The organism is Pedobacter chitinilyticus (assembly GCF_003313385.1).
In the GTDB taxonomy this organism is placed as follows: domain Bacteria; phylum Bacteroidota; class Bacteroidia; order Sphingobacteriales; family Sphingobacteriaceae; genus Pedobacter; species Pedobacter chitinilyticus.
The window spans coordinates 422,449-447,389 of the sequence record NZ_QMHN01000004.1; the positions used below are offsets into that span (position 1 = coordinate 422,449).

Genomic DNA, 24,941 nt, shown 5'->3' on the forward strand with positions numbered 1-24,941 from the left:
AAGAGGGAGGAATAGACAATAAGCCTCCCCCTTGCCCCCTCAAAGAGGGGATATAGGAATTGCAAAGAGAGAATAACAGTAATTCTTTTCTTCAGGAAAGCAATACTGTTCTTTTGTCATTCCGAGGTTACGAGGAATCTCATGAGATCTACAGGAAACTCTTCGCTGCTTACTTACCTTCCTTTAAGCCCAAACCTTTTAAATAACCATCATTGGTGGTCGCATTTTCAAATTTGCAGTTTTCCAACAGCTTATTTAAAACTGCTTCAATGGTAGCACGGTCTTTTGGAGCGTACTTTCTAATATCCGCAAAACTTGCTTTGGCTTGATCGGCATATTTAATGATGAGGTCGTAGTTCTCAGGTCTTGGAAAACTGACGATACCTGCTTTGGCATCCATCTTTTTGTAAGGCCAAAAATGCCAGCTAATCTGGTGTTTTTCCATTAAAGTTCTAAACTCTAATATCCACTGGTCATTGTTTTCGCCAGTTTCACCTACGTGGATAGGCACATTGTATTTGTCTCTGAAATCCAAGTACTCTTGAATAACGTCCTGCGTAGTGGCGGTCCAATATTTATGGAAGCTGTAAACCAATTTACTGTCGAAAGGAGTGCCGAAAACCTTAAAATTAGAGTTCCATTGAGCACCGCCCAAAAAGATGATATGATTTTTATCTACCTTTCTCACCTCAGCAGTAATTGCTTTATACAAAGGTTCAAGGTGCACATTTAAAGTTTTGGTATCGAAATAGTGCGCAATAGGTTCGTTTAATAAATCGTAGCCCAATACAGCAGGTTCATTTTTGTAGCGTTGCGCTATTTTTTTCCAAATGGCAATGGTGAGTGCTTGGCTTTTGGGGCTTTCAAACAAAAATGGGTACCCATCGCTGTCGTCAATGTTATCACCTGTTTGTCCACCAGGAGCACAGTGCATATCTAAAATTACAGGAAGGTTTTCTTCCTTGCACCATTTAATCACTTTATCCAAAAGTTCAAAGCCTCTGTTTGCATTGTTGGATCCCAAGTAGCTTTCGGTAGTGAACATTTTGTAATGAAAAGGAATACGGATGGAGTTCATTCCACTACGTTTTAAGTATTGGATATCTGCTTGGGTAACATAGTTGTTCAAGTACTTCTCCCAAAATTCGGCAGTTTTATCTGGGCCAATCAATTCGGCAAACATTTGGTTAATCATTTTTGGGGAAGACACATCCTTGAATTTGAACATATAGCCTTCCGGTACCAACCAATTCCCTAAGTTGGTGCCTTTTAATACAATGGGGTTTCCTGTAGGATCGATAATATCTTTGCCTTTAACAGAGAAAAATTTGCCTTGTGCTGTGGCAATCATAGGCACTAGTAAGAAAATAAGCAGTTTAAATGGTTTCATGTGTTTTATATCTGGTTAACTAAAAATAGTTATTGGATGCTATTTAAAAGGCAGGTAATCAAAATTTTACTTAAGTGTTTTTTTTACACTAAGCAGCGTTTTCTTGGATAAGAAAAAAGCGCTACAGATTTTTATCTGCAGCGCTTCCATTAATTTTGTGGTTTCTTAATTCAATGGATGTTTTCCTTTTGCAATTTGCCCATCTCTGGTATTTTTCTGTACCGTAATGGCGCCAAACAAGGCAAGTAGAAAAGCAAAGGCATAAAAGCCCTTTTCGCTAGGGAGCAAATCTGCATTCCATAACCCGATGATGAGCAGGGCAATGGTGAGCAGGGTAGCAAACCAGCTAATGCCATAGTAAAGTTCGGTTACTGGAATGCTTTCTAATTTGTCTCTAACTGCTTTTTGCAGGGAAACAACGGCAAACAATCCGAACATCAATACAGCAAAATAGTAACCTTTTTCGTTGAGCAGCATGTCTGAGCGCCACAGGCCAATAATAAAGCCGATCATGCCTACGCCTAAAGCAATCCAAGAGGCTGCAACAAAGGCATTTGAAGGTTTTTGAGTCATTGTTTTAAATTTTGGTTAGTCATTTAACAATTGCACTAAAGACTTTCGGAGAGATTAATTGTTACAGTGACCTGAGTATTATGACAAAAGGAGGAGAGCCACAGATGCACAGATAAAAACTAATCAATGTTATTAGAAAATAAAAATATCTGTGCATCTGTGGCTAAATAAGTGCACATGTCAGAGATAGGATATTGTTAATAAAATAATCCAACCAGAGCTATTCTGCCTGCTAATTAATTTAGCTAGATTTGTGTTATGGACAAAGTAGTGGCGGAAAATCCTATTGCAGATAAAGTTTTCGAGTTTATTGAATATACCAATCAATCTATTTTTTTGACAGGTAAAGCGGGTACGGGAAAAACCACCTTGCTCAAGCGAATCAAAAAAGAAAGCTCCAAAAAAATGGCCATTGTTGCCCCTACGGGTGTGGCCGCAATGAATGCAAAGGGAACCACCATTAACTCTTTTTTTCAACTGCCGCCAGGTCCCTTTTTCCCAGGAGATATTGCCTTGCAGCATTTACAGGATGGCTTTGTTTCTATTCGTTCGGCGGTGAGCGATTTGAGTTATACCAACGATAAACTGAAGCTTTTTAACGAGCTGGAATTGCTGGTGATTGATGAGGTGTCGATGGTGCGTTGTGATGTAATGGATGTATTGGATGCGTTGTTACGTTCGGTGAGGAAAAACAGTAGCCCTTTTGGTGGATTGCAACTGTTGTTAATTGGCGATTTATACCAACTTCCTCCAGTAACCAAACGTGAAGATTGGGCATTTCTGAGCAAAGCATATCCTTCGCCCTACTTCTTTGATTCAATCGTTGTTCGTCAACATCCTTTATTGCAGATTGAACTGACCAAGGTATTTAGACAAACAGAAGAGACTTTCATCAACATTCTAAACGACATTAGAAATAATCAAATTAATGACGAAGGTTTAGCATTACTTAATCAACGATTTGACCCTGTATTTAAGGATAATAGAGATATCAATCCCATCATCATTACTTCGCATAATGCAGAAGCTAATCTGATCAACAAGCAAAAGTTGGATGAATTGGAAGGCGAAGTCTACACGTTTGATGCTGAAGTGAATGGCGACTTTAAGGAGTTAGGTTTACAGGCAGAGCAGCAATTGGCGTTAAAGGTTGGCGCACAAATTATGTTCATCAAAAACGATACTGGGGAGGACAGAAAGTTTTACAATGGAAAGATCGGGAAAATTAATTCTATCGTACACGACGACATTTATGTTTCTTTTGCCGATGAAGAGGAATTGTTATTGCTTACCAAAAGCTCTTGGCAATCTTTCGAATATAAATTAGATGAAGAGGAACAGGTTTCTCAAAATCAAGTGGGTGAATTTTTACAGTACCCTATTAAGTTGGCTTGGGCGGTAACCATTCACAAAAGCCAAGGCTTAACTTTTGACCATGCCATTATCGATGCAGGAAAATCTTTTATCGCTGGGCAGGTTTATGTAGCTTTAAGTAGGGTAAGAACCTTGGATGGATTGGTGCTAAAATCTAAAATCAATAAGGATAGCTTAAGATCCAACAATGAGGTGATTAACTTTATGAAACCACTCAGCTTGGAGCAACTGGACCAAATGAAGGTGGAAGCCCAAGAAAAGTTTATCCTACAATTGGTGCTGAATCACTTCCGGTTCAATCCTATCACTTACGAGCTAAATTTGATCGACAATGATCCAGAAATCAATAGGGCAAATATTCCGATGTTTAAAACGCAGCTCGCTGAAATCATCGAAAGTGTTTCGGCTTTGACGGTATTGATCGAAAAATTTCAAACCCAAGTGAAACTTTTACACCAGCAAGGTGGTTTTGCAGTTCAAGCAACGCTTCAAGCAAGAATAGTGGCGGCAAATACCTACTTTGCAAAAGAGTTGATGATAAAAGCCCTGAATCCAGTATTGAAATTGGTAAGGGTAAAGCCAAAAAATAAAATACAGCAGCAAATTCAACATCAACTGCAAAAAGTAAGGCAACAGATAGATAACAGTATTACGTTAATGCATATTGGTGCAGAGTTATTAGAAACGCAATTGAGAACAGAGGATTATGAAGCATGGATTGTGAAACATCGAACCAAGCAAAAGAAAGTTCAAGAAAGTGGTTCCAATGCGCAAGAAGCCATTACCTTGCAACTGTTTTAATGGAATAAATCGTTTATACGGATGAAAAATCTGCTTAATGCTTCACAAATTAGAGCCGTTGATGCTTATACCATCCAGCACCAACCCATTGCGTCCATTGATTTGATGGAACAAGTAGCGGCAGCATTTGTAACAGCTTTTACGGCGGCCTATCCCCATCAGCAGCAAGCCATTTTGGTGGCCTGTGGGCAAGGAAATAATGGTGGAGATGGCTTGGCTATTGCAAGTATATTAGCTGGTAAAGGTTTTTCAAATATCCGTGTGTTGTTAACGCAATTCTCCCAAAGCCCATCGGCAGATTACCTACTGAACCTGGAGCGATTGAAAAAGACGAATCCATCGATTGTTCTCCTGACCAATCCTAGTGAGTTGGAACTTCTAAGAGATGAAATCGTGATCGATGCACTTTTAGGTTCTGGCTTAAATAAACCTTTAAGTGGGACGTATGCTGCATTGGTTTTTGCAATCAACCAATCAGGGGCAACCATTGTATCAGTAGATGTACCCACTGGTTTTAGTAGTGAGGGCGAAATACAAGCACCTTATCAAGGTATCAAAGCAGATTTGGCCATCAGTTTTCAACTGCCAAAAATCAATTTCTTCTTTCCCGAAAGTGCCGAAGCTTTGAAAAAGTTCAACGTGGTACCTATTGGGTTAAAAGAAGATTATATCGAAAGTTTGCCTAGTGATTGGAAGTTAATCACCAATCAATGGGTGAGTGCTACCTTAAAGCCTCGTGAAAATTTCTCCCACAAAGGTACTTACGGACATGTTTTAATGCTTGCTGGAAATGCCGAAACCATGGGTGCTGCACTATTGGCCACAGGTGCCGCTTTGCATAGTGGCGCTGGTTTGGTAACCGCCTGTATCCCGCAAAGTGGCTTAACCGCTTTAAACGTAAGTTTGCCAGAGGCGATGTTTTTACGCAGGGAGTTCCTTCAAAAAGCAACTTTGAACAAATACCAGGCAGTAGCCATAGGGCCAGGTCTTGGTGTAGATAAGGAACAATCCCAATTACTTGACTATCTGCTCAAGCAAAACCAACCTTTAGTATTGGATGCCGATGCGCTTAATATCATTGCTAACAATAAGCATTTACTGGATAAAATACCTCAAAAAAGTATCATTACCCCACACCTAAAAGAGTTTGACCGATTGTTTGGCGAACACCCAAACTGGTGGCAAAGGGTGGAGACCGCTAGACAAAAAGCCCAAGCACTACAAATCGTCATCGTCCTTAAAAATCAATATACCTTTATTGCTTTGCCAACGGGCGAAGTTTGCATTAATCCAACGGGCAATCCAGCGATGGCACAGGGCGGCATGGGCGATGTTTTAACGGGAATGATCGCCAGCTTTATGGCACAGAGTTATACTTGTGAACAAGCTGCCATTTTAGGCGTATATCTACACGGTAAAACTGGTGATGCTTTGGCAGAAAACCAAGGGGTGATTGCTGCTTCTACCTTATCTAAAGCTATTCCCAAAATCTTAAGGGAGTGCCATCAATAGCGCTGGCAATAACGGATAATTTTTATTGATATTGTGAGCGGTTGAAAAAAAATAACCGTGAATTGTTCACTTTTTCATGAAGAATACCTTCGTTTTTGGGTGTTTCTGCTCTGTTTTCGATGGCTCAAGGCACTTTTTTTTCCGAGAACGATTGCACAGTTTTCTCTTTCATTACAAAAAACAAATTCTTAAATCTGTAATAGATTTTGGATAAAGAAGTGTTTTATAGCCTTTTGCATGCAAGGTAAATCACACACCGAAATCTTACCTGACCAAATTTGTAAACCTAATTGTTATGAAAAAAACTTTACCTTTTTTCGCATGCCTTTGTATGCTCTTTTCTTTCACCTCAAAAGCGCAAGACCTCACCTATAAAGTTCCTGGCCCAGCTACAGGTACCACTACCGAAGTCGTTTCTGGAGCCAATACCCAAAACAACATTAGGCTTGATTATGAAACCACTGGAGTAGTTGCTGATGGTACTTCTGGATTTTTCTATTATACGCTAAACAACTCTACTCGAAATATTGCGCTAACCTCATTGTCAACAGGTAATATCACCAAAATTTCTGTACAATATAGAGGTACTGGAAACTCGAGTGTATCGGGAATTACGGTTTCCTATGGTGCAAATGCCTCAAGTATTGATGGGACATTAACCCATACTATGGCTGCAGGAGCAACAGCGCCTGGTATATTGGCTGAGTTTACCATCCCCAATGGAGGCGCCAAATTTGTACAAATCAAACGTACTTCTAGCACGGCTCGTTTATATTATGTAGCTGCTGGATTTTCTGACTATACCTTACCATCTGATTTTTTACCGCTAGAATTACTCTCTTTCTCTGCAAAACCTGATGCCTTAGGTAAAACCGTAAACCTGAACTGGAAAACTACCAATGAAGTCAATACGCAAGACTTTGTGGTGGAGAGAAAAGCTGATGACACGGACTTTTCGCCAGTAACTACAGTGCTTAGTAAAAATGTAGCGGGCACACACGATTACAGCTTCATGGATAAATCGCCTTTGGCGGGGAGCTCTTATTACCGTTTGAAACAACGTGATAAAGATGGCAAGTATACCTACAGCGAAATTGCCCATGTGAAAATAGAAGGCATCAGCTTAAGTCTGCGCCCCAATCCTGTAAGTAATGAACTGATTGTCAACCACGACAACGCTAAAAGTGCAGCCGTATTAAAGGTAGTGAGTTTAGATGGTCGCTCCGTGATTAAAGCCAATGCAAATAGTGGCACCGCATCTACCACCATTAACGTAGCGGCCTTGGCTGCGGGAACTTATTTGTTGGTGTATGAGGCCAACGGACAATCTCAATCACAGAAGTTTATCAAAAAATAGCCCATCCATTCATTAAAACAATCCAACTGTCTTTATTGGACGGTACTGGAATACTATTGCCTAAAAAACCTCCATCATGAAGAAATTAAAACTGCTATTTACGACTTGTCTCCTTTTTTTGCTAGCTCAGTTTTCGTGGGCCCAAACAAATTACTTTACCGAAAGCTTTGAAACTGGATTGCCTACTACTAAACCAACTACCGAAACCTCAGCTACATTAAGTTCTGGAGCATGGGCAGTAAAAGGAGCCTACCGTTCCACCACAAAATGTGATGGCACTTATGGATTTAGATTTATTGGTGGTGAAAATTCATATGCCATTACACCAACTTTAAGCAATGGTGTTTCTGCACTAACCTTTAATAATAGCAGAACCTCGGTGCGAACACTTACTTTTTATGCCACAACAAAATCAGACTTAGCCACCATTACAGAGGCTGACTGGGTACAAATCTCTACCGCCACGTCTACCACTGCTGGCTGTACGGCAGGTTTATATACGGTAAATTTTACTCAAAGTGCATCTATTGCGGCGGCAGATATTAGAAGAATTAGAATTGTAAATGCCAGCGCTAACGATAACGATATTGATGTGCTAACCGTTACCTCAGCAGCCATTACCATAAGCTCAGATGTTGAAGTTACAGCGTTTAAACTTCCAGGCCAAGTTGGTACAGAAACCATCAACTATGCTGCAGGATCCATTAACGTAAATGTAGCCACAGGAGTAAGTTTAACTAACGTAGTGCCTAGCACTTTCACTATTTCAAACGGTGCAACGGTGAGTCCTTTGGCAACGGCTGCTCGTGATTTTACCAATCCTGTAAATTATATAGTGACTGCTCAAGATGGCACGACCACTAAAAACTGGACGGTAACCACCACTGTGGTGCAGTCTACAGAAAAAGAAATTACGGCCTTTAAACTTTCTAACAACCAAATAGGAAACGCTTCTATCAATAGCAATACAGGACAAATTTTGGTCACTATGCCGCTTGGCACGAGCTTAACCGCCTTAACCCCTGTTACTTTTCAAGTATCTCCTTTTGCCTCGGTAAATCCCGCCACTAATAGCGCTCAAAATTTTAGTGCACCAGTAAATTATACTGTAACTGCCCAAAATGGCAGTACCAAGTCATGGACTGTTACCGTAGCCATTGTTGATCCTAACCTCACTTTTACCACTTACGAAGCTGAACATGCTGAGTTTACGGGTAAAGTGGATGCGCAACATACAGGTTTTACAGGCTCAGGCTTTATCGACTTTTTAGCGAGTGGCGAAAATCAAATTACCTTTACCGTATGTAACCAACAAGCAGGCGTGCAAACCGCTAAATTGAGGTATTCTTTTGCTAAGGATGAGAGCCGTTCGGCAGCATTGTACGTAAATGATGTTTTTGTTCAAAATGTCGATTTCCCTCGCACCGCCACTTTTACCGATTGGGCAGAAGCGATTGTTTCTGTAAACCTTAATGCAGGCGTTAATAAAATTAAGCTGACTTGGGAAACTACCGACGGACCAAATTTAGACCGATTGGACTTGTCGGGCGCCCAATGTGCTTCCTATACTTTAAATGTAACAGGTACCAATGGTGGAACGGTAGCAGTAAGTCCAAGTAGGGTTGGCAACAGTTATTTTTCGGGCGAAACTGTAACCCTTTTAGCCGAAGAAAAGGCTGCATTGAAATTGGATAACTGGACGGGTGATTTAACAGGAAATACCAATCCAGCCACCTTGGTGATGAACAGTAATAAAACAGTGACGGCTAATTTTAGGATCATTAGTACTTATAAAATTAACGTTACTACCGTTGGAATTGGAAGTGTGGTGCTTAATCCCGCGGGCGGCGAGTATGCGGATGGTACTCAGGTAACGGTTACCGCAAGCACTGTGTTGGGTTCTACTTTTCAAGGTTGGTCGGGCGATTTAACGGGGAATACCGCTTCACAAGTGATTAACGTAAATGCCCATAAAAACATCACTGCAACTTTTACAGACAATTTGAATATCAATTTTAAACAACCTGTAGGCTTTGCATCGGTAACTGCTGATGGTTTTACAGGACCAACTACAGGAGGCGACGCCGTAGTGCCAGGTTTCACCAATAAAATTATTTATATCAACGGCCCTGCGGAGTTTAATAAACTGGCGCAAACCCTTTACAACAGGATCAGATACAAATACATGGATGCAAGTCCGCTCACCATTGTTTTGGAGCCAGGTGTTTATGAAGATGTTACTTTAAGCCCATCTATCAGCGTTTGGGGAAATCACATGCTCGACATTCAGGAGCAGGCTAACTTAACCATCATTGGACGCAAAAATGTGGTGTTCAAGTTTGGGATCAATGTTAAAAGAAGTCAAAATATCATCATCAGAAATATCTCTTTTCAAGATTACTACGACGATGGCATCAATATCGGGAATACCGAAACCCATCACATTTGGGTAGATCACTGTACGGTTGGACATCCTACCACAATGCCTGCTGATTCAGAGCATCCAGATGGAGGGATTGACATTAAAGACGGGGCTAGTTACGTGACCATTTCTTGGACCCTTTATCGCAATAGCTGGAAAACAGGATTAATTGGTCACTCAGACAATAATGCAGGTACAGATGTAGGGCGCTTAAAAGTAACCCATTATGCTAATCACTTCCTAAATACCAACTCTAGAAATCCAAGGGTGAGATTTGGTGAGGTACACGTATTGAACTGTTTAAGTGACGGGGTAAAACTTTACGGAATTGCAGCGGCTATCGGCGCCAATGTATTTGCCGAAAATAACTTTTACTTGAATACACGTTGGGGAATGTATGCCGATAGGACCTCCGCAGATTTTAAAGCCGTTTTCGGTAATAATACAGATGATACCTTTACTTCAAAAACGGGCAATAAGCCTGCAGTTGGTTTAAAACAAGTAGGAAATGAATATGATGATTCTGGTTTGCCAGTAATTACGGCGCAAATTAATCCTGCCATGTTAAATCCCGGTGGTAGGTCAGTAAAATTTGATGAATTGAACCCCAGTAGTGTTTTCGACCCATCCACCTATTACAGCTATACGGCACTTCCTGCTTCGGTGGTGAGGGTATTGGTGCCTATTTACGCAGGGGCCGACAAGGTAGATTGGTTCCCAGAGACATTGCCTTTGGACTTATTGAGCTTCGATGCAAAAAAATCAGGAACAACCACTAATCCTCAAGTGAACGTAACTTGGAAAACCACCAATGAAGTAAATACAGATAAGTTTGAATTGCTTAGAAAAGGAGACGAAGGTAATTTCGTAATCATCAACACACAGGCTGCTTATAATACGGCGGGTGAGCATCAATATGGTTTTACAGACCGTGTGCCTTTATCGGGTAACAGCTATTATCAGCTTAAACAATATGATAAAGACGGTCAAACCACCACTAGCGAAATCAGGATAGTTAATCTTCCTGCAATAGCTGCTCAATTTCGTGCTTATCCAAATCCTACCAGTGGTTTAATTACGGTTGAACATGCTACGGTTAAAAATACAGGAACATTAAGCGTTTACGATACGCAGGGACAGCAAAAAAGTTTCCTAAAATTGAGCAAAGGACAAACAGATACCAGCATCAATCTCGGTCACTTGGCTAATGGGTTTTATATCGTCAAAGTCGACATAGATGGGCAACAGAAACAGGTAAAAGTAATTAAGAAATAAAAAACTAACTCTCGGCACCACCGAAGGGAGCGTTCTTATTGGCTGCTCCCTTTTTCTCCAAATTCATGAACATAAAAAAATGAAAAGTCATCTTTTAAAAACAATTTTCGGCATGGTGTTATGCTTGGTAGCCTTTAAGGTGAGGGCACAATATCAAGCTACCGTAGACCCAAGTGGCGCAGGGAACTATACCACCATTCAGGCGGCACTAAATGCAGCACCATCTAACGCCACTTCTCCTTATCGGATATTCATTAAAAAAGGAGTTTATTATGAAAACTTGACCATTGGAAAGCCTTTCATCCAATTTATTGGAGAAGATGTCGCCAAAACCATCATCACCTATAATAATTATAATGGGAAGAACATTCCAGGGGGCGGTACCTATGGAACGGCAAATTCAGCTTCTGTAATTATCAATGCGGATGATTTTAGCGCAGCACATCTCACCTTCGAAAACACAACTGGCGATGCGCCACAAGCTTTGGCCATTAATGTGAGTGGCGATAGGGCGTCTTTCAAAAATTGCAGGTTTTTAGGAGGACAAGATACTTTTCTATCCTACAATTCTAAATACCCGCAGTCGTTGTACAAATGCTACATTGAAGGTGTAGTCGATTTTATTTTTGGCAATGCCAAAACGGTATTCGACGAATGTACCATTTATCCAAGAGATAGGGTGGACAACCAAGCAAGTAGTTATATTACGGCCTCTAATACCAGAGAGAGCAAAGGTTTATTATTCAGAAACTGCGAGATTATAGCCAACAGAGGTACCACAAAATATGTATTGGGTAGGCCTTGGCAAAATGATGCTGCTACTGCTGAACCTAAAGCCACTTCGGCAACAGTGTTTGTAAATACCAAAATGAGTAATGTGGTTAAACCAGAAGGATGGTCAATTTGGGATGCAGGTACTGATGTAAGTAAAATTATTTATGCCGAATATAACTCGATGGACATGTCAGGCAATCCGTTGAATGTAGCTTCAAGGGTAAGTTGGTCGAAGCAATTAAATGCGAGTGAAGCGGCGGGGTATTTAGATAACAATGTGGTCTTTAAAGACAGGAATAATGTAGTTTGGGATCCTTACGCAGTTTTTTTGGATGGCAATGCGGTGCCAGCGAACAAGTTGGCCATCTCCAATTTTAAGTACACTAAAACAGGAACGGAACTTACCTTTAAATGGAATTTAAACTGGCCAGAAAATAATGTGACCTATCGATTATATCGCATTGCGGATGGTGGCAACCCAGTTTTGGTGAATGAACAAATTATTACAGGTAACGATGTGAACCTTGCCTATGCACCAAGCACAGGAAAAGAAGTGGTTCCACCATCTATGTCTACGTACGAGTATTATGTAGAAGCCAGTTCTGCTAATGGAACAGTTCGTTCGGAAAGTGCTACGATTGCAGCGATTCCCGTAATGACGTTAACAGGTTCATTGCAGGCATTTAAACAAGGGATAGACAAGCCTTCCGCAACACAGGTGCTCACCCTAAGTGGTGAATATCTACAGACAGATGTTACGGTGACACCTCCAGCTAACTTCGAAGTAAGTGCAGATAATGGGGTAACTTGGAAAAACAATGTGAGCCCGCTATTACTCACGGTTACCAATGGTTTATTGGCCTCCAAATCTGTTTTGGTACGTTTAAATGCCAGCACTGCTGGACTTTATTCGGGGAATGTAACCTTTGTTTCTGGAACAGGTAGCCATAATAAAACCATTGCAGCAAGTGGCGAAACTTATAATCAGCCTTTGGTTAATAGCAAGGGGATAGCAAGTATCAGCTTTACCCAAAATGTAAATGCTTCTTATTTAAGAGAGGGTGTCACCTCTGCTACGCTGGATTTAAAAAGCTATATTTTATCTAACCAAGCAAGCGGAAACAATGTGCCTTTTTCTACCACATCGGGCGTTCAATTTGCACCTGCTGCGGATGGTGGAAGTTGGCAAACCGACAACGGTTTGAAAAATATGACCGATAAAACCAAGCATATTGAAATTACGGTGAAACCGAGCACCACCTATGAAATAAGAGTAGATTCTATCTTATTCAACTTGGCTGTTTTTAATACCACTGGAAATTTCGCCATCGAATATTCTACAGATAATTTCGCTACCAGTACTTTATTAAAAGCTGGATTATTGAACGGCAATCCCTTGGTGGTTACAGGCAGCTATCCAACTTTCGCAGATGGTACTTGGCTGTTGGAGAATCAGAATGCAGGGGTAAAAAGATATGCTTTTGCCTTAAACGGAGCTACTGGTATTAACGTATCGCCTAGTCAGGAACTTAAAATTAGACTATACTTTAGAACGGGAAGTTCAAGTGCTACCAGATATGTCACCCTTAAAAATGTAGATATCAAAGGGGATGTTGGACTAGCGGCCAAAGAAGGAGATTATAGGACGATTAGCAGCGGCGCTTGGTTAGATCCTAGCATTTGGCAAAAAATGGTAGCAGGTACGTGGTCGGCAGCACCAACCATTCCGCACTTTGGTACTGGACAAACCTCTTTCATACAAGCTAACCATACCATTATTGCTCCTAACATGACGGATTTAACCACCGCACAAAGCGGGTCTTATGGTTATGTTAATTCATTCGTAGTGAGAGATGGCGGTAAACTCATTGTTGAAAGTGGTAAAATATTAGGCATGCATCGCGACCAGCTTTATCAAATAGATGGAGAGTTTGAAAATAATGGTACTGTAAATAACGATGGTAAATACGATTTAATCATCAATGGTTTGGTGACCAATAACGGTGCTTTAAAAGTAGACCAAACGGGAAGTAATGTGTTTATTAAAGGAAAGCTTATTAATAAATCAACAGTGAATTATAACTACGTCACCGTGAAAGATGGCGGGGTTTATGAGCATGCCGCCAATTCAAATACCATGCCTGCGGTGATTACTTTCGAAGATGGTTCAACCTTTTTAATCTCGGGAATTACTACTTCTCAAACGGGTATCTTGAAAAACACATTGAGTTACTATAACGTGGTTTGGAACAACACAGGGCAAAGTAATTACTATGCTTTTCAAGGAAATTTAACGGCTAACATACGAGGTAAATTTACCGTAAACAGTACAGGGACCACTTACATAGCCTTGTTAAATGCCAATGGTACCATTGGTTTGGGAAGTTATGAGCAAAATGGGGGCAGGGTAGTCATTCGAGAAAATGGAACTGTAAATGCCGTGTTGAATGTAGCGGGAGACTTTGTGGTGAACAGCGGAACATTCGAATCAAATTCGGCCGCCTCCGTAAAATTGAACTTGAAAGGCGCAACGGGCGTATATAAATACAACGATGCCACTACTTTACTGAAAAACCTTACGGTAGATATAGTAGGAAACTACGCACTACAATCGCCAGTGGTTTCGGATAACCTCACCGTAGAAACAGGGATTTTAACGCTAGGGAATAATTCATTAACCGTAAATAGCATTACCAGAGACAACACCGCTACAGGTTATGTCATCACTAATGGTACAGGAAGTTTGATTGTGAAAAATATTGGTTCAACAAATACCTTAATCCCATTGGGAACAAGTGTTGGTTATTCGCCTTTGAGCATTAGCAATACAGGAACCAGCAATGATTTTTCAGTAAGCTTAAAAATAGGGATAGATAATACCCTGCCGTTTAACCCTACCAAATCAGTCAACCTGCAATGGAATATTACGCCATCGGGTGCAGGTGCAAATGCCAATCTTCAATTTCAATGGGCTGCTGCAAACCATAACGCTGGCTTTTCAACCAGTTCACCAATATCCGTAGCCAATTATCACGCAGGTACTTATGTAGGTTATGGTGCTACGCTTGGTGGTACAAACCCATACACAGCTACTGTCATTGGGATCACTCAATTTAGTCCGTTTGTGGTGGTTAACGACGGTGTATTACCATTGGATTTACTTTCTTTTGAAGCTAAAAAATCGGGAACCAAAACCAATCCGCAAGTAACGGTTAATTGGAAGACCGCTAACGAACGAAACACGGAAAAGTTTGAAGTATTGCGCAGGAGCGAAACTTCGACATTTGAAGTCGTAAATGTGCAAAGCTCAAAAAATACGGCAGGTGAACACGATTATAGCTTTGTAGACCGCTCGCCATTGATGGGTAAAAACTATTATCAGTTAAAGCAATACGATAAAGATGGAAAGGTGACTTTTAGTGAAGTGAGTTTGGTAGACATCCAAGATTTAACGATGGCTTTAGTCGCTTTTCCAAATCCAACAGAAAGTTTGGCAACGCTTAATTTTGCAACCTTAGCCGTAAACACTGAAGTGGTCGTTTATGATTTGCAGGGACGTAAACAAATGAGTCAATGGGCTAAAAAAGGAGAGAATAGCACTACTTTGGATTTCAGCACGCTTCCAAAAGGTTTATACTTCATTAATCTCCTTAGCGAGGGTAAAAAACAGACACTTAAAATCATCAGAAAATAAGTGCAGGCTTGCCATTGCTGGTTTTGGTTTTTCCGCAGTAAGCCTCATCCCATTCTAAATTAACAAACGAAGGAGCACCTCTGGCGATAATGTCAGGGGTGTTTTTTTATGAATAAGCTAGGAATATAAGCAATATACCTAAAGAACATGGTCTTTACTCCTTATTCCTTGCTCCTTAATCCTAAACGATTCCTTCAATATCAAAAAGGTGTTTTTCTGCGTGATAAGAAGAACGTACCAACGGACCGCTTTCCACATATTTCAAACCTTTCGCCAAACCTACTTCTTTATATTTAGCAAATTGGTCTGGGTGAATCCAATCAAGTACTGGATGGTGCGCTTTGGTAGGTTGTAAGTATTGACCCAAAGTTAAGATATGTACACCATTGGCAACCAAGTCATCCATAGCTTCAAAAACATCTTCCTCTGTTTCGCCTAAGCCTAACATAATACCAGTTTTAGTACGCAAACCAAATTCCGAGATTCTTTTAAGACATTCCAAGCTTCTGTCGTACTTCGCTTGAATACGAACCTGTCTGGTCAAACGTCTAACCGTTTCCATGTTGTGGGAAACCACTTCAGGTTTTTCTTCTAAAACTCTATATAGATTATCCCATTGTCCTTTAAAGTCAGGGATTAAAGTTTCTAGGGTAGTGATTGGGCTTTCTCGTCTGATGGCTTGTAAGGTTTCTGCCCAAATAATTGAGCCACCATCTTTTAAATCGTCACGGTCAACCGAAGTAATTACGCAATGTTTTACCCCCATTAACTTCACCGAATTAGCCACTCGGTTAGGTTCATCCGTATCAACCGCTAAAGGACGGCCTGTTGCCACCGCACAAAAAGAACATGAACGGGTACAAATGTTACCCAAAATCATGAAGGTGGCTGTACCAGCACCCCAGCACTCGCCCATATTCGGACAATTACCGCTTTCGCAAATGGTGTGCAGCTTATGCGTATCCACTAAACTTCTTACTTGTGCATATTCTTTACCCACAGGTAATTTCACCCTTAGCCAATCAGGTTTACGTGCTTTTTCGGTAACTGGCGCTACAACTGGAAGTTCAATCATAATACAAAGTTAAACAATCTTTATTAATTGTTGTAACGATAGAATGTTGGTAGCTTGTAATGTTTAATTGACGATTTGCACATTTACCCTCCATTATAGAGTGCTTGAACTCACGGGAAGGGTGATATAGAAGGTAGTTCCTTTGCCCAATTGACTATCTACTTTTAAACTACCGTGGTTTTGCGCCATCATATCTTGACATAAAATCAATCCAATGTGGTAGCCTTTTTCGCCAGCGGTACCCGTATTTGGAGTATGAGCCAAGTTGAATAAATTCTCGAGGTCAATGTCGCTAATGCCAGGTCCAGTATCACGGATGGTGCAAATAATATTTTCATTTTCTATCCAAGCTTCAAAAATCACCTCATCATTGGCTTTGCAAAACTTAATGGCATTGGAGAGCAAATTCCTGATCACCACATGAATCATGTTCAAATCCACAAAGGCTAAAGCATTGGTTGGTACATTGTTTTGTACCTTAATAAACTTTGTCCTAATCTGAGAGTCCATTAATTTGATGTTGTGCGCTACAATTTGATGAAGTTCTACCTGAACAGGTTTTACCGTAATGCCCTCTAATTGGCTTTTTGACCATTCTAATAGGTTGTCTAGAAAAGAAGCGGTATTATAAATCGTATCTTCCAATCTGTTCAGTAGACCTCCAAGTTCTTCCTCATTCAAAATGCCATTGCGGTACATTTCAAATAAACTTTTTAAGGAATTAATAGGAGCCCTTAAATCGTGTGAAACAATCGAAAAGAATTTATTTTTTACCCTATTGAGTTTTTCAAGCTCCACATTTTGGGCGTTGATGATTTCCATTTGGGTTTTTAGTTCCTCGTTTACTTCGGCAATTTCCTGTTTCTGTTTCTGTAATAAAACATTGGCATTTTTATTTTCCGAGTTACGCTTATAGTACAGTAGCAATAAAATAGCCACCACCAATAATAAAACGGTAACGATAACAATGACAATCGCGTAATCGGTGATTTTTTCAGAGATTTTCTGATTATGCTCTTCCAGGTTTTTGTTGTCGGTGTTTACCCTGTTTAAATCACTTAAAATAACTTCTTTTTTAGTCCTAGAGTTATTCAAACTATCATTGATGGCAATATAATCCGCTTGATGTTTTAACGCTAGATCAAATTTTTTCTGGGCAGCTTCTATCTTTACCAGATTTTCAAGGGCCTGTACTACCAAGGTTTTCGATTCGGCTTCCTTCGCTTTTTCCAGTGCAAGTTGGATATTTTCTTCCGCTTTTTTATAGTTCTCCAAATGCAAATAGGCATGAGAAATAGACATCAAAACAATGGCCTCTTGATAGACATTTTTCGTTTTTCGGTTATTTTCTAGCGCAACTTTTAAATGAACTAAGGCCTGCTCAAATTTATTGGTATTGTTCATTACCAAGCCAATACCCCAATTGCTGAGGGCAATGCCGTTTAAGTCACCTATTTTCTCGCGAATGGCTAAACTTTGGCGAAAATATTCCAACGATTTTTGCTGGTTGCCAAGCTTTCTGTTCGAATTGCCCAACGAAAAGAGTGCACTGGCCAAACCCGCTTGGTCGTTAGGCGTTTCCCGTACGTTAGCTAATACTTGATGAAAATAGGCATCTGCTGTTTTGTATTCGCCCAAATCAAAATAAAGCGAGCCCAAGTTCATAATGCATTGGTTAATGCCTTTCCTGTTATTGAGCTTTCTATATATTTTTAGCGACTCCTCGTAATGTTTTACCGATTCTTTTTTCTTATCCTGACGGTCCAGAACAAAACCCATGTTTACATAGCCACGAGCAATTCCAGGCAGGTAATTACTTTCCTTTGCTATTTCATGACCCAATTTGAAATAATATAAACCACTATCTAATTGACTTCTTACCGCGTAAGCAATTCCCATATCCAAATAGGCATTTGAGATAGAAGAATCAATGTTGTTTTTCTTTGCTAGCTGTAGGTACTGGTTTGCATAGTAGAACTTTTTAAGCGGATCTACCGAAGTATAAGCGGCCGATAATTTCCTCAAAACTTTGATTTGAGTAGTGTCAGCACTGTTTTTGTCCCACTGGCCAAGCAGCTCGTCAATTTTGGAAGTTTGTGCTTTTACCGTAACGCCAATAAAAAGCATGAGCATGCAAAACAGCAAAAGTTGTTTCTTGGTGGAGCTAGGCATCGTAAAGAGGTTCTTCGTTTGTTTGGGTATTACTCGATAAATATAAAGAATTATTCCCTGAATGTGTGAAGAAATTAGCGCTGCAAAATCAACTAAATCAAAATAAATTACTTTGTAATGATTTGATCTTTAGGAAGAAATGTTTTTTTGTTTCGTGTAGGTGAACGGAAACTACAGGTTCATCTCAAATACCTTTTGTTCCTTGTTGCTGATGAAACCCAAGGCTTGGTAAAATTGATGACTTTCTGTACGAATCACATTGCAACGAATACGCATGATAGCAATATCCTGATGACGACTCCAATGCTTACTGGCTTCAATAAGCTTTTTGCCAATTTGCTGACCTCTCATATGCTCATCTACCACCAAACCTGCTACTTCTACAAACAGTGGGCTCTCCACTCTAAGGCAAACCAAACAGTGTAACCAGCCAACTATTTTTCCATCCATTTGAGCCACAAAAACAGCATGGTCTTTTAAGCTCAGGATTTGTGTTAATCTCGTAAATAGCAGCTGCGTGTCATTTGCATAACCTAATTGATGGCTTAGACGGAGAATTTCCAGTGATTTGCTTTTTGTAACGGTATTGAGCTGAATAATCTCCATTAGGAAATAAGTTTTAACATGCGCTCAATAAAGTTAGCCAATGGTTTTCGTTCTTTTAACCAATTAAATGAAAATATACCTACTAGGGCAGTGGTAATGCCCGCCAATACATCAGCTAAATAATGGTGGCTGGTATAAACGGCAGCAAACCATATTCCCACCATCACCATCACAAAAAAGATGTTCGCTTTTTTGAATTTGCCCTTAAAAGCATAGTAAACCACAATGAGCGGATAAGCGGAGTGCAATGAAGGCATGGCGGCAAACACGTTGGAGCCCTTTGCGTAAATTGACTTAAACAGCTCGATGTTGAAGAAATGGTCGAAACGAGCTAAACCAGCGGTGTTTCCAGGAGTTCCTGCAATAAAGTCGAAACCGTGTTGTTGTACGTACCAAGGTGGGGCAGCAGGGTAGAGGTAGTAAACCACAAAGCCCAATAAATTTGCCCAAACAAAAGTGAGTAGAAAGTATAAAAAGTGTTTCTTGTTGGTGAAGAACAGATACGCGGCAAAAGCCAAAGGAACAGGAATCCACATGAGGTAGAAAAAACCTGTAAGTACATCTAAAAAGGCGTTGGTGTGCAATAACCAATATTCATTTGGGGTAAGCATTAATTTGCCTTGCTCTATACCAAAAACACTCTTTTCAAAGTGATAAAGATCGGCAATATGTACGGGGTTGTAGTTATAATTTGGGAAGGCCTTCATGTAGTCATAGATGATCCAGTATACAATGAAAATGGAAAAGCCTATGATAAATTTTCGGGTAATGGCCGATAGGTAATATAAGGCATTAAAAATCCCAATTAAAACCAATTGGTCAGTTTTATAGCCAACTAAAAAATACGAAATGATGAGGTAAAGTGCCGAAATGCCGAGCGTTAATGGCAGGTCTTTTTTTAAGTTTCTTTTTGGTTCCTCAGAAGGAATATCTGATGTCATTATTTTGTTTATATGTCTTGCCGTCATTGCGAGGTACGAAGCATCCTAAAGCAAAAGGTTTAAATTTTGGCGTTTTAAGATTGCTTCGTGCCTCGCAATGACGAAGCGATTATTTTATTTCGTTTTTCTTTTCAAATCCCGACCTGAATATTCCATCCCAAAACATCCAACTTACCCCAAAACCTTTAGAAGCATCTTGATAATGATGTAACATGTGGTGATGTTTCAATGTTTTCCAAAATCCACTTTTGAAATTAGCATGATGAAGGGCATAATGCACCATATCATAAAATAAGTAGCCGCCAATGAAGCCAATAAAAAAGGAATACACTTTAGTTTCCGGCAATAGCCAATCAAACAGTAAATAGAAACCTAAAGCCAATGGAATACTTGCCGATGGCGGCATTACCAAACGGTTGGCATCATTAGGATAGTCGTGGTGTACCCCATGAAAAATAAAGTGGATACGTTTGCCCCATTTACTGGTAGGGTAAAAATGGAAAATCCAGCGGTGTAGTACATACTCCGTAATGGTCCAAATGAAAAGACCAAAAGCAAGCCAGCCGAAAAATTCTAATACAGGTGTGTTTACGTCAAATAGTGCTTTCCAAGCCAAGAAAAAAATCAAAGGCACATAAATAAGCAAGGGCACATAATACTTTACTTTCGAAAGCGGCTCTAGCAAGTCGCTCTTAAACATCCTAATGGATTCCTTAGAGTTTGAAATAAAATTCTTTGCCATGATTTTACACTTTTATTCTTTCAGTTACGGCCTTGCTAGGGTTGTTGGCATCGTAACCTCTCAATTCAACATATTTAACATTAGGTAGCCAAAACGAACCACCTTCAATCCTTACGAATATTCTGTCTAACAAAATCTTTTTATTATTGGCGGTAACGTATACGTGATATTTTTTATCTACCGTAGACTTGGTAAGCAACAAAGGAAATTTTTTGTAGGAGACAAAACGTAGCTCAAAATTTCCGTTGCCAATATCTTTGGTTTGTATGCCGTAAGCAAATTTACGTTGGATATAATTCAGGTCTTTTTTCCCTTCCTTATCTGCATAGCGCATCCAAAATACATTTACTGGCTTTTCTTTAATAGGCTGACCATCTTCATTCAAATTTAATTGGCAGATGATGGTATTAATATTCGGATCACGTTGTACATAAAACAACTGATTGTCGATGTTTTTGGGCACTGGGAAAGTAAGTGGCGATGGGTCGCCATCTGGTACTTGCTGTGCTTGTAAGTTTGGTGAAGTTCCTAAGGCTAAGCTCGCAAGTAATACGATGCCAGTTACCAAAGCAGCTTTGTTTTGATTAGCTTTTAAGAAGTCCTGTGCATCTAAAGCTTTTTTAGCATCTCTTAACCTGTTTACCGCAGTAATATTGGTTAATACCGCCATAATGGCGATAGGCAAGGTGAAAATACTCATGGTTTCAAATACATGAAACTTAATGCCAGGAACAAAAACTTTGTAATCTCCACCCAAGAAATTATAGGCAATACCGCAGGCAATTGCAAAAACGCCAATGGTAACTACACGTTCTGGACGTTGCATTAAACCACCTTTACACTCCACCCCTAAACCTTCGGCACGGGCACGGGTGTAACTCACCATCATAGAACCTATTAAGGCAATAAAAGCAAATAGCGAACTTAAAAAATAATGGTGTGAAATGAGGTAATAGCAGATACCCAAAAACATCACCATCTCACTGTAGCGATCTAATACAGAATCGTACAGGGCACCAAATTTCGAACTCATGTTACCCAAACGGGCCACTTGGCCGTCTAACATGTCAAACAAACCTGCAAATAGCACTAATGCGCCTGCCCAGCCTACATACTCCAATTCTCCACGGTTTGCTTTCTCAGCTCCTATGATAAAAATAACGGCTACACCAATGTTCAATATCAAACCAATGGTAGTGACCATATTGGGTGTAAGCCCAATTTTAATCAATCCCTTTACAAAAGGATTGATTCCTTTATAAATACCTTGTTGAAGGTTATCTCTTAGCTTCATCTTTTAAAAGTCAAGTTTAACTCGCGTTCTAATTCCCCACTCAGAAACCTCTGGGTTATTAAGATAGTTAAATCTTTTAACCAAATCTACCCTAAGGAACTTGAAAATATTACCTAAACCCACGCTGCCTTCCATATAAGGTTCTTTGTTTAACGAGTAAGTTCTTTGCATCCCATTTTCATAAGTAGGCATTTTGTAAATACCTGTATTAGTTTTTTCTGGGTTGTTCTCGTCTCTTAGTCCACCGTAAATGGCTTTAAACGATATAATCTCACGCAGCTTCAATTTATTTAACAAAGGTATCTTATTTAAGAAAAATCCGTTAAAACTATGGTCAATATTTATACTTGCATAATGATCACTCACAAACTCAAGAAAGTTCATTAAGTTGTAAGAGTTAAGTTGGTAGGCGTAGGTTTGGTTGGCACGATGTACTGCCAATAAAGGGAAAGGCAATTTTCCGGAAATATAGCCACCTTCTAAACGCACGTCAGTAAATCCTAATTGCGATACATAAAAACGCTTGTCTATGCTGCCCATAATATTATGGTAATTGTACTCCCCACCTAAAAGACCTTTAACGCCCATGGTATATTTTAAATTATAGATAGGGTACCTGTCGATAATAGGCGTACGGTATATTTTACCTTGATAGAACTTTTCGTTTTTAGCGTATCTCAAGCCCACACTAAACTCGCTAGTGGTTAATCTATTGATGTAAGAATTGCTACTAGCATCACTATAAACAAGTCCACCAGCAGGTGTTTGCGACCATTTTTTGAAACCCACAGTATAAGAGAAACGATTTTCAAACTCTCTAACATAATCTACACGGTAAAAATCGTTGTAAAGCAACATGTCATTTACACCACGTTTAAACGATAGCAAAAAGTTGTCTTCCTGCACAAATTGCAGCTCTTGTCCAGGTATTTTGGTATCTCTTTGGAAACTCGCTCGGATATAGTTTTGAGGGAATTTGTAAATGGATTTGTTGTTCAGCGAGTAAGTAGCTGATAGGAAGAACTTCCATTTTTCATCCTTAAAGCCATAAGCGGCGTAGTTCTCAAAGTAAAATCTTTTGCTAAACTCAGGAGTACTTCTTCCGCCCAAACGTAAACGGAAACCTTCTACATTGTTAAAGCTGTAAAATGTATTCACAGGTCCAATTTCATAAGGTCCCAAGTTTTGATAACCTGCAAACAGCAAGGTTACAATTTGCATGGTACGTTTAAAAGAAGGCAGGTTCTGTAGGGTATCAATATTGCCGTAAATTTTCAGTTGCTTTTCTGGAATAGTATCCAAGCGGTTTTTCATCCAAAAATCATCCGACCTTTTTTCTGCGCCAGCAAGAATTTCAATTTTCTTACCAGAGAAAACGGTATCAGGTATTTCGACGTTGGTTTTGTATTCTTTATAGTTAACGCTACGTTCGCCAGTAAAGCCCAAACCCTTGTTTTTGTTGATTCCGAAATCTGCAATAAGCGTACTCTTGCTCAAGTAGTAACGTTTATCTACGTTCTTTTCAAAATCTAAATCAATTTGCATTGCCCTTACAAAATTAAGGTTGATGTTCTTGTTCACCCCAAATGAAGCCCTTTGTACGGCAAAATTGCCATCCATGGTAATATAGATTTTTCCTTCAAACAACATGTCGCCCTTGTTGCGTGGTGTAAAAGAAAGCTCAATTACATTAGGTGTTATGTTTTTTAGTGTATCGGTAATGAAGAATTTATAGAACGTTGGCGCAGAATTGGCTATTGGGCTCAAAAAATCGTTGCTCATTACTGAGATGTTGTTATCGTAGATATTGATGTTTTGATACATCCTATCGAAATACGCTTTCATCCCTTGATTATCGATGTATCTGTTATCGAATTGCACTTGCTTTTCGGCCAATACTACGGTTTTGCTTTTATCTGGAGAGAAACTCAAATACTGGTCGGCAAGTTTTTCTTGGATATAAATAGGGAGTAGGTTTTTACCACCAATTTGCGTCGAATCCTGCTCTTGGAAAAGAAACTGATAGTTCCTGAACATGCGTTTGTTCTTGAATTTCTCAGAGATATTGCTCATAGAGAACAACATCTTTTCGTATTCTTTATACTGTACAGTTTCGTAGGCTTTAGGCTGGTTCTCGTCTTTGTGTTCAATCACCTGCCTAATCAATTCAACTGCTGGATTGTTCTTGTTCGAATATCTTTTTTTACCAGCTATAATAGTCACCTCGTTTAACGATTGGGCATTGGATTTTAAAAGCACATCTACTTTTTGGGTTTGTCCCACTACAATGTTCTTTACTAAAACCTCATAGCCAACATAGTTAAACTTAAGTTGGTTGTAATCTTCGTTGGTGCTGATTTTGAAATTCCCATCAATATCGGTTTGGGTGCCAATACGGGTGTCGTTAAAAAAAATCGACACATAAGGGAGCGTTTCCTTAGTCACAGCGTCTCTAACGGTTCCTGTAATGATGGTTTTTTGGGCAAATGCCGATGATACACCCGTTACAGTAGCACCTAAAAAAATTAGTGCATAAATTAATATTTTATATGTCTTTTTCATTTTTACTGCGTGAAAATGAATTGCTTCTGCATGAAGTAATTGTAAATAGTACCGATTAACCCAGAAACGAGAATCTTCGAAAGCATATAGTTAATGCTTAAAAAATGAGTGAGTATGTAAACTCCTGTGGTGACAATGATAAGATTGCCGCACCACACTAAAATATACTTCACAATTTGAGGCCTAATGTCTTTATTGGTAGAATTAAAGACCCAATTACGCCCCATGTAGAAGTTTACACAGCCCCCAACAACTGTTCCTGTTACACTCCCTGCAACATACCAAACCCCCAAAAAGCTCACACAAAACCATGTGGTCAAATAATCAACCAACGTTGCCGTTAGTGATGAAGCTTGTGCTTTTAAAAAGGTTAACAT

At 39.7% G+C, this 24,941-nt stretch carries 15 protein-coding genes; 5 read left to right on the plus strand and 10 right to left on the minus strand.

Translation table 11 applies throughout. The features are described 5' to 3' along the window. Positions 1 to 169 precede the first annotated feature (169 nt). Positions 170 to 1,390, minus strand: a complete 1,221-nt coding sequence (locus tag DUT70_RS14525) for a glycoside hydrolase family 5 protein (protein WP_113648069.1) — start codon at positions 1,388 to 1,390, stop codon at positions 170 to 172. Positions 1,391 to 1,555: 165 nt separating this feature from the next. Then, positions 1,556 to 1,963: an inner membrane protein YiaA gene (gene yiaA, locus DUT70_RS14530; RefSeq protein WP_113648070.1), complete on the minus strand. Its 408-nt coding sequence runs from the start codon at positions 1,961 to 1,963 to the stop codon at positions 1,556 to 1,558. Between the two features lie 258 nt (positions 1,964 to 2,221). Here yiaA and DUT70_RS14535 point away from each other — a divergent pair, with 258 nt between their 5' ends. From DUT70_RS14535 to DUT70_RS14555, 5 genes are all read left to right on the plus strand, one after another. Then, positions 2,222 to 4,138 carry an ATP-dependent DNA helicase gene (locus DUT70_RS14535; RefSeq protein WP_113648071.1) on the plus strand — a complete coding sequence of 639 codons (1,917 nt, stop codon included), beginning with the start codon at positions 2,222 to 2,224 and terminating at the stop codon, positions 4,136 to 4,138. Positions 4,139 to 4,159: 21 nt separating this feature from the next. After that, positions 4,160 to 5,650, plus strand: a complete 1,491-nt coding sequence (locus DUT70_RS14540) for an NAD(P)H-hydrate dehydratase (RefSeq protein WP_240432123.1) — start codon at positions 4,160 to 4,162, stop codon at positions 5,648 to 5,650. 295 nt (positions 5,651 to 5,945) lie between these two features. Next, positions 5,946 to 7,007, plus strand: a complete 1,062-nt coding sequence (locus tag DUT70_RS14545) for a T9SS type A sorting domain-containing protein (RefSeq protein ID WP_113648072.1) — start codon at positions 5,946 to 5,948, stop codon at positions 7,005 to 7,007. Between the two features lie 76 nt (positions 7,008 to 7,083). Next, complete coding sequence (locus DUT70_RS14550) at positions 7,084 to 10,704, plus strand: pectate lyase family protein (RefSeq protein ID WP_113648073.1); 3,621 nt, start codon at positions 7,084 to 7,086, stop codon at positions 10,702 to 10,704. A gap of 79 nt (positions 10,705 to 10,783) precedes the next feature. After that, positions 10,784 to 15,172, plus strand: a complete 4,389-nt coding sequence (locus DUT70_RS14555) for a pectinesterase family protein (RefSeq protein ID WP_113648074.1) — start codon at positions 10,784 to 10,786, stop codon at positions 15,170 to 15,172. Positions 15,173 to 15,353: 181 nt separating this feature from the next. Here the strand turns inward: DUT70_RS14555 and lipA are convergent, their stop codons facing one another. The 8 genes from lipA to DUT70_RS14595 form a co-directional block, all read right to left on the minus strand. Further along, on the minus strand, positions 15,354 to 16,247 hold the full coding sequence (lipA, locus tag DUT70_RS14560) for a lipoyl synthase (RefSeq protein ID WP_113648075.1): 894 nt from the start codon (positions 16,245 to 16,247) through the stop codon (positions 15,354 to 15,356). A gap of 93 nt (positions 16,248 to 16,340) precedes the next feature. After that, on the minus strand, positions 16,341 to 18,380 hold the full coding sequence (locus tag DUT70_RS14565; protein WP_162926631.1) for a tetratricopeptide repeat-containing sensor histidine kinase: 2,040 nt from the start codon (positions 18,378 to 18,380) through the stop codon (positions 16,341 to 16,343). Between the two features lie 210 nt (positions 18,381 to 18,590). Further along, positions 18,591 to 19,025, minus strand: a complete 435-nt coding sequence (locus DUT70_RS14570; RefSeq protein ID WP_113648077.1) for a GNAT family N-acetyltransferase — start codon at positions 19,023 to 19,025, stop codon at positions 18,591 to 18,593. Beyond that, on the minus strand, positions 19,025 to 19,966 hold the full coding sequence (locus DUT70_RS14575; protein ID WP_113648172.1) for a phosphatase PAP2 family protein: 942 nt from the start codon (positions 19,964 to 19,966) through the stop codon (positions 19,025 to 19,027). Before DUT70_RS14575 ends, DUT70_RS14570 begins: the two co-directional genes overlap by 1 nt. Before the next feature lie 109 nt (positions 19,967 to 20,075). Beyond that, positions 20,076 to 20,708, minus strand: coding sequence for a sterol desaturase family protein (locus DUT70_RS14580; protein WP_113648078.1), 633 nt, complete (start codon positions 20,706 to 20,708; stop codon positions 20,076 to 20,078). A 4-nt stretch (positions 20,709 to 20,712) separates the two neighbouring features. After that, complete coding sequence (locus DUT70_RS14585) at positions 20,713 to 22,002, minus strand: DUF4833 domain-containing protein (RefSeq protein WP_113648079.1); 1,290 nt, start codon at positions 22,000 to 22,002, stop codon at positions 20,713 to 20,715. Positions 22,003 to 22,005: 3 nt separating this feature from the next. Continuing rightward, entirely contained in the window at positions 22,006 to 24,564 is a 2,559-nt protein-coding gene (locus DUT70_RS14590) for a DUF5686 and carboxypeptidase-like regulatory domain-containing protein (protein ID WP_113648080.1), read from the minus strand. 2 nt (positions 24,565 to 24,566) lie between these two features. Beyond that, positions 24,567 to 24,941, minus strand: a complete 375-nt coding sequence (locus DUT70_RS14595; protein WP_162926632.1) for a GtrA family protein — start codon at positions 24,939 to 24,941, stop codon at positions 24,567 to 24,569.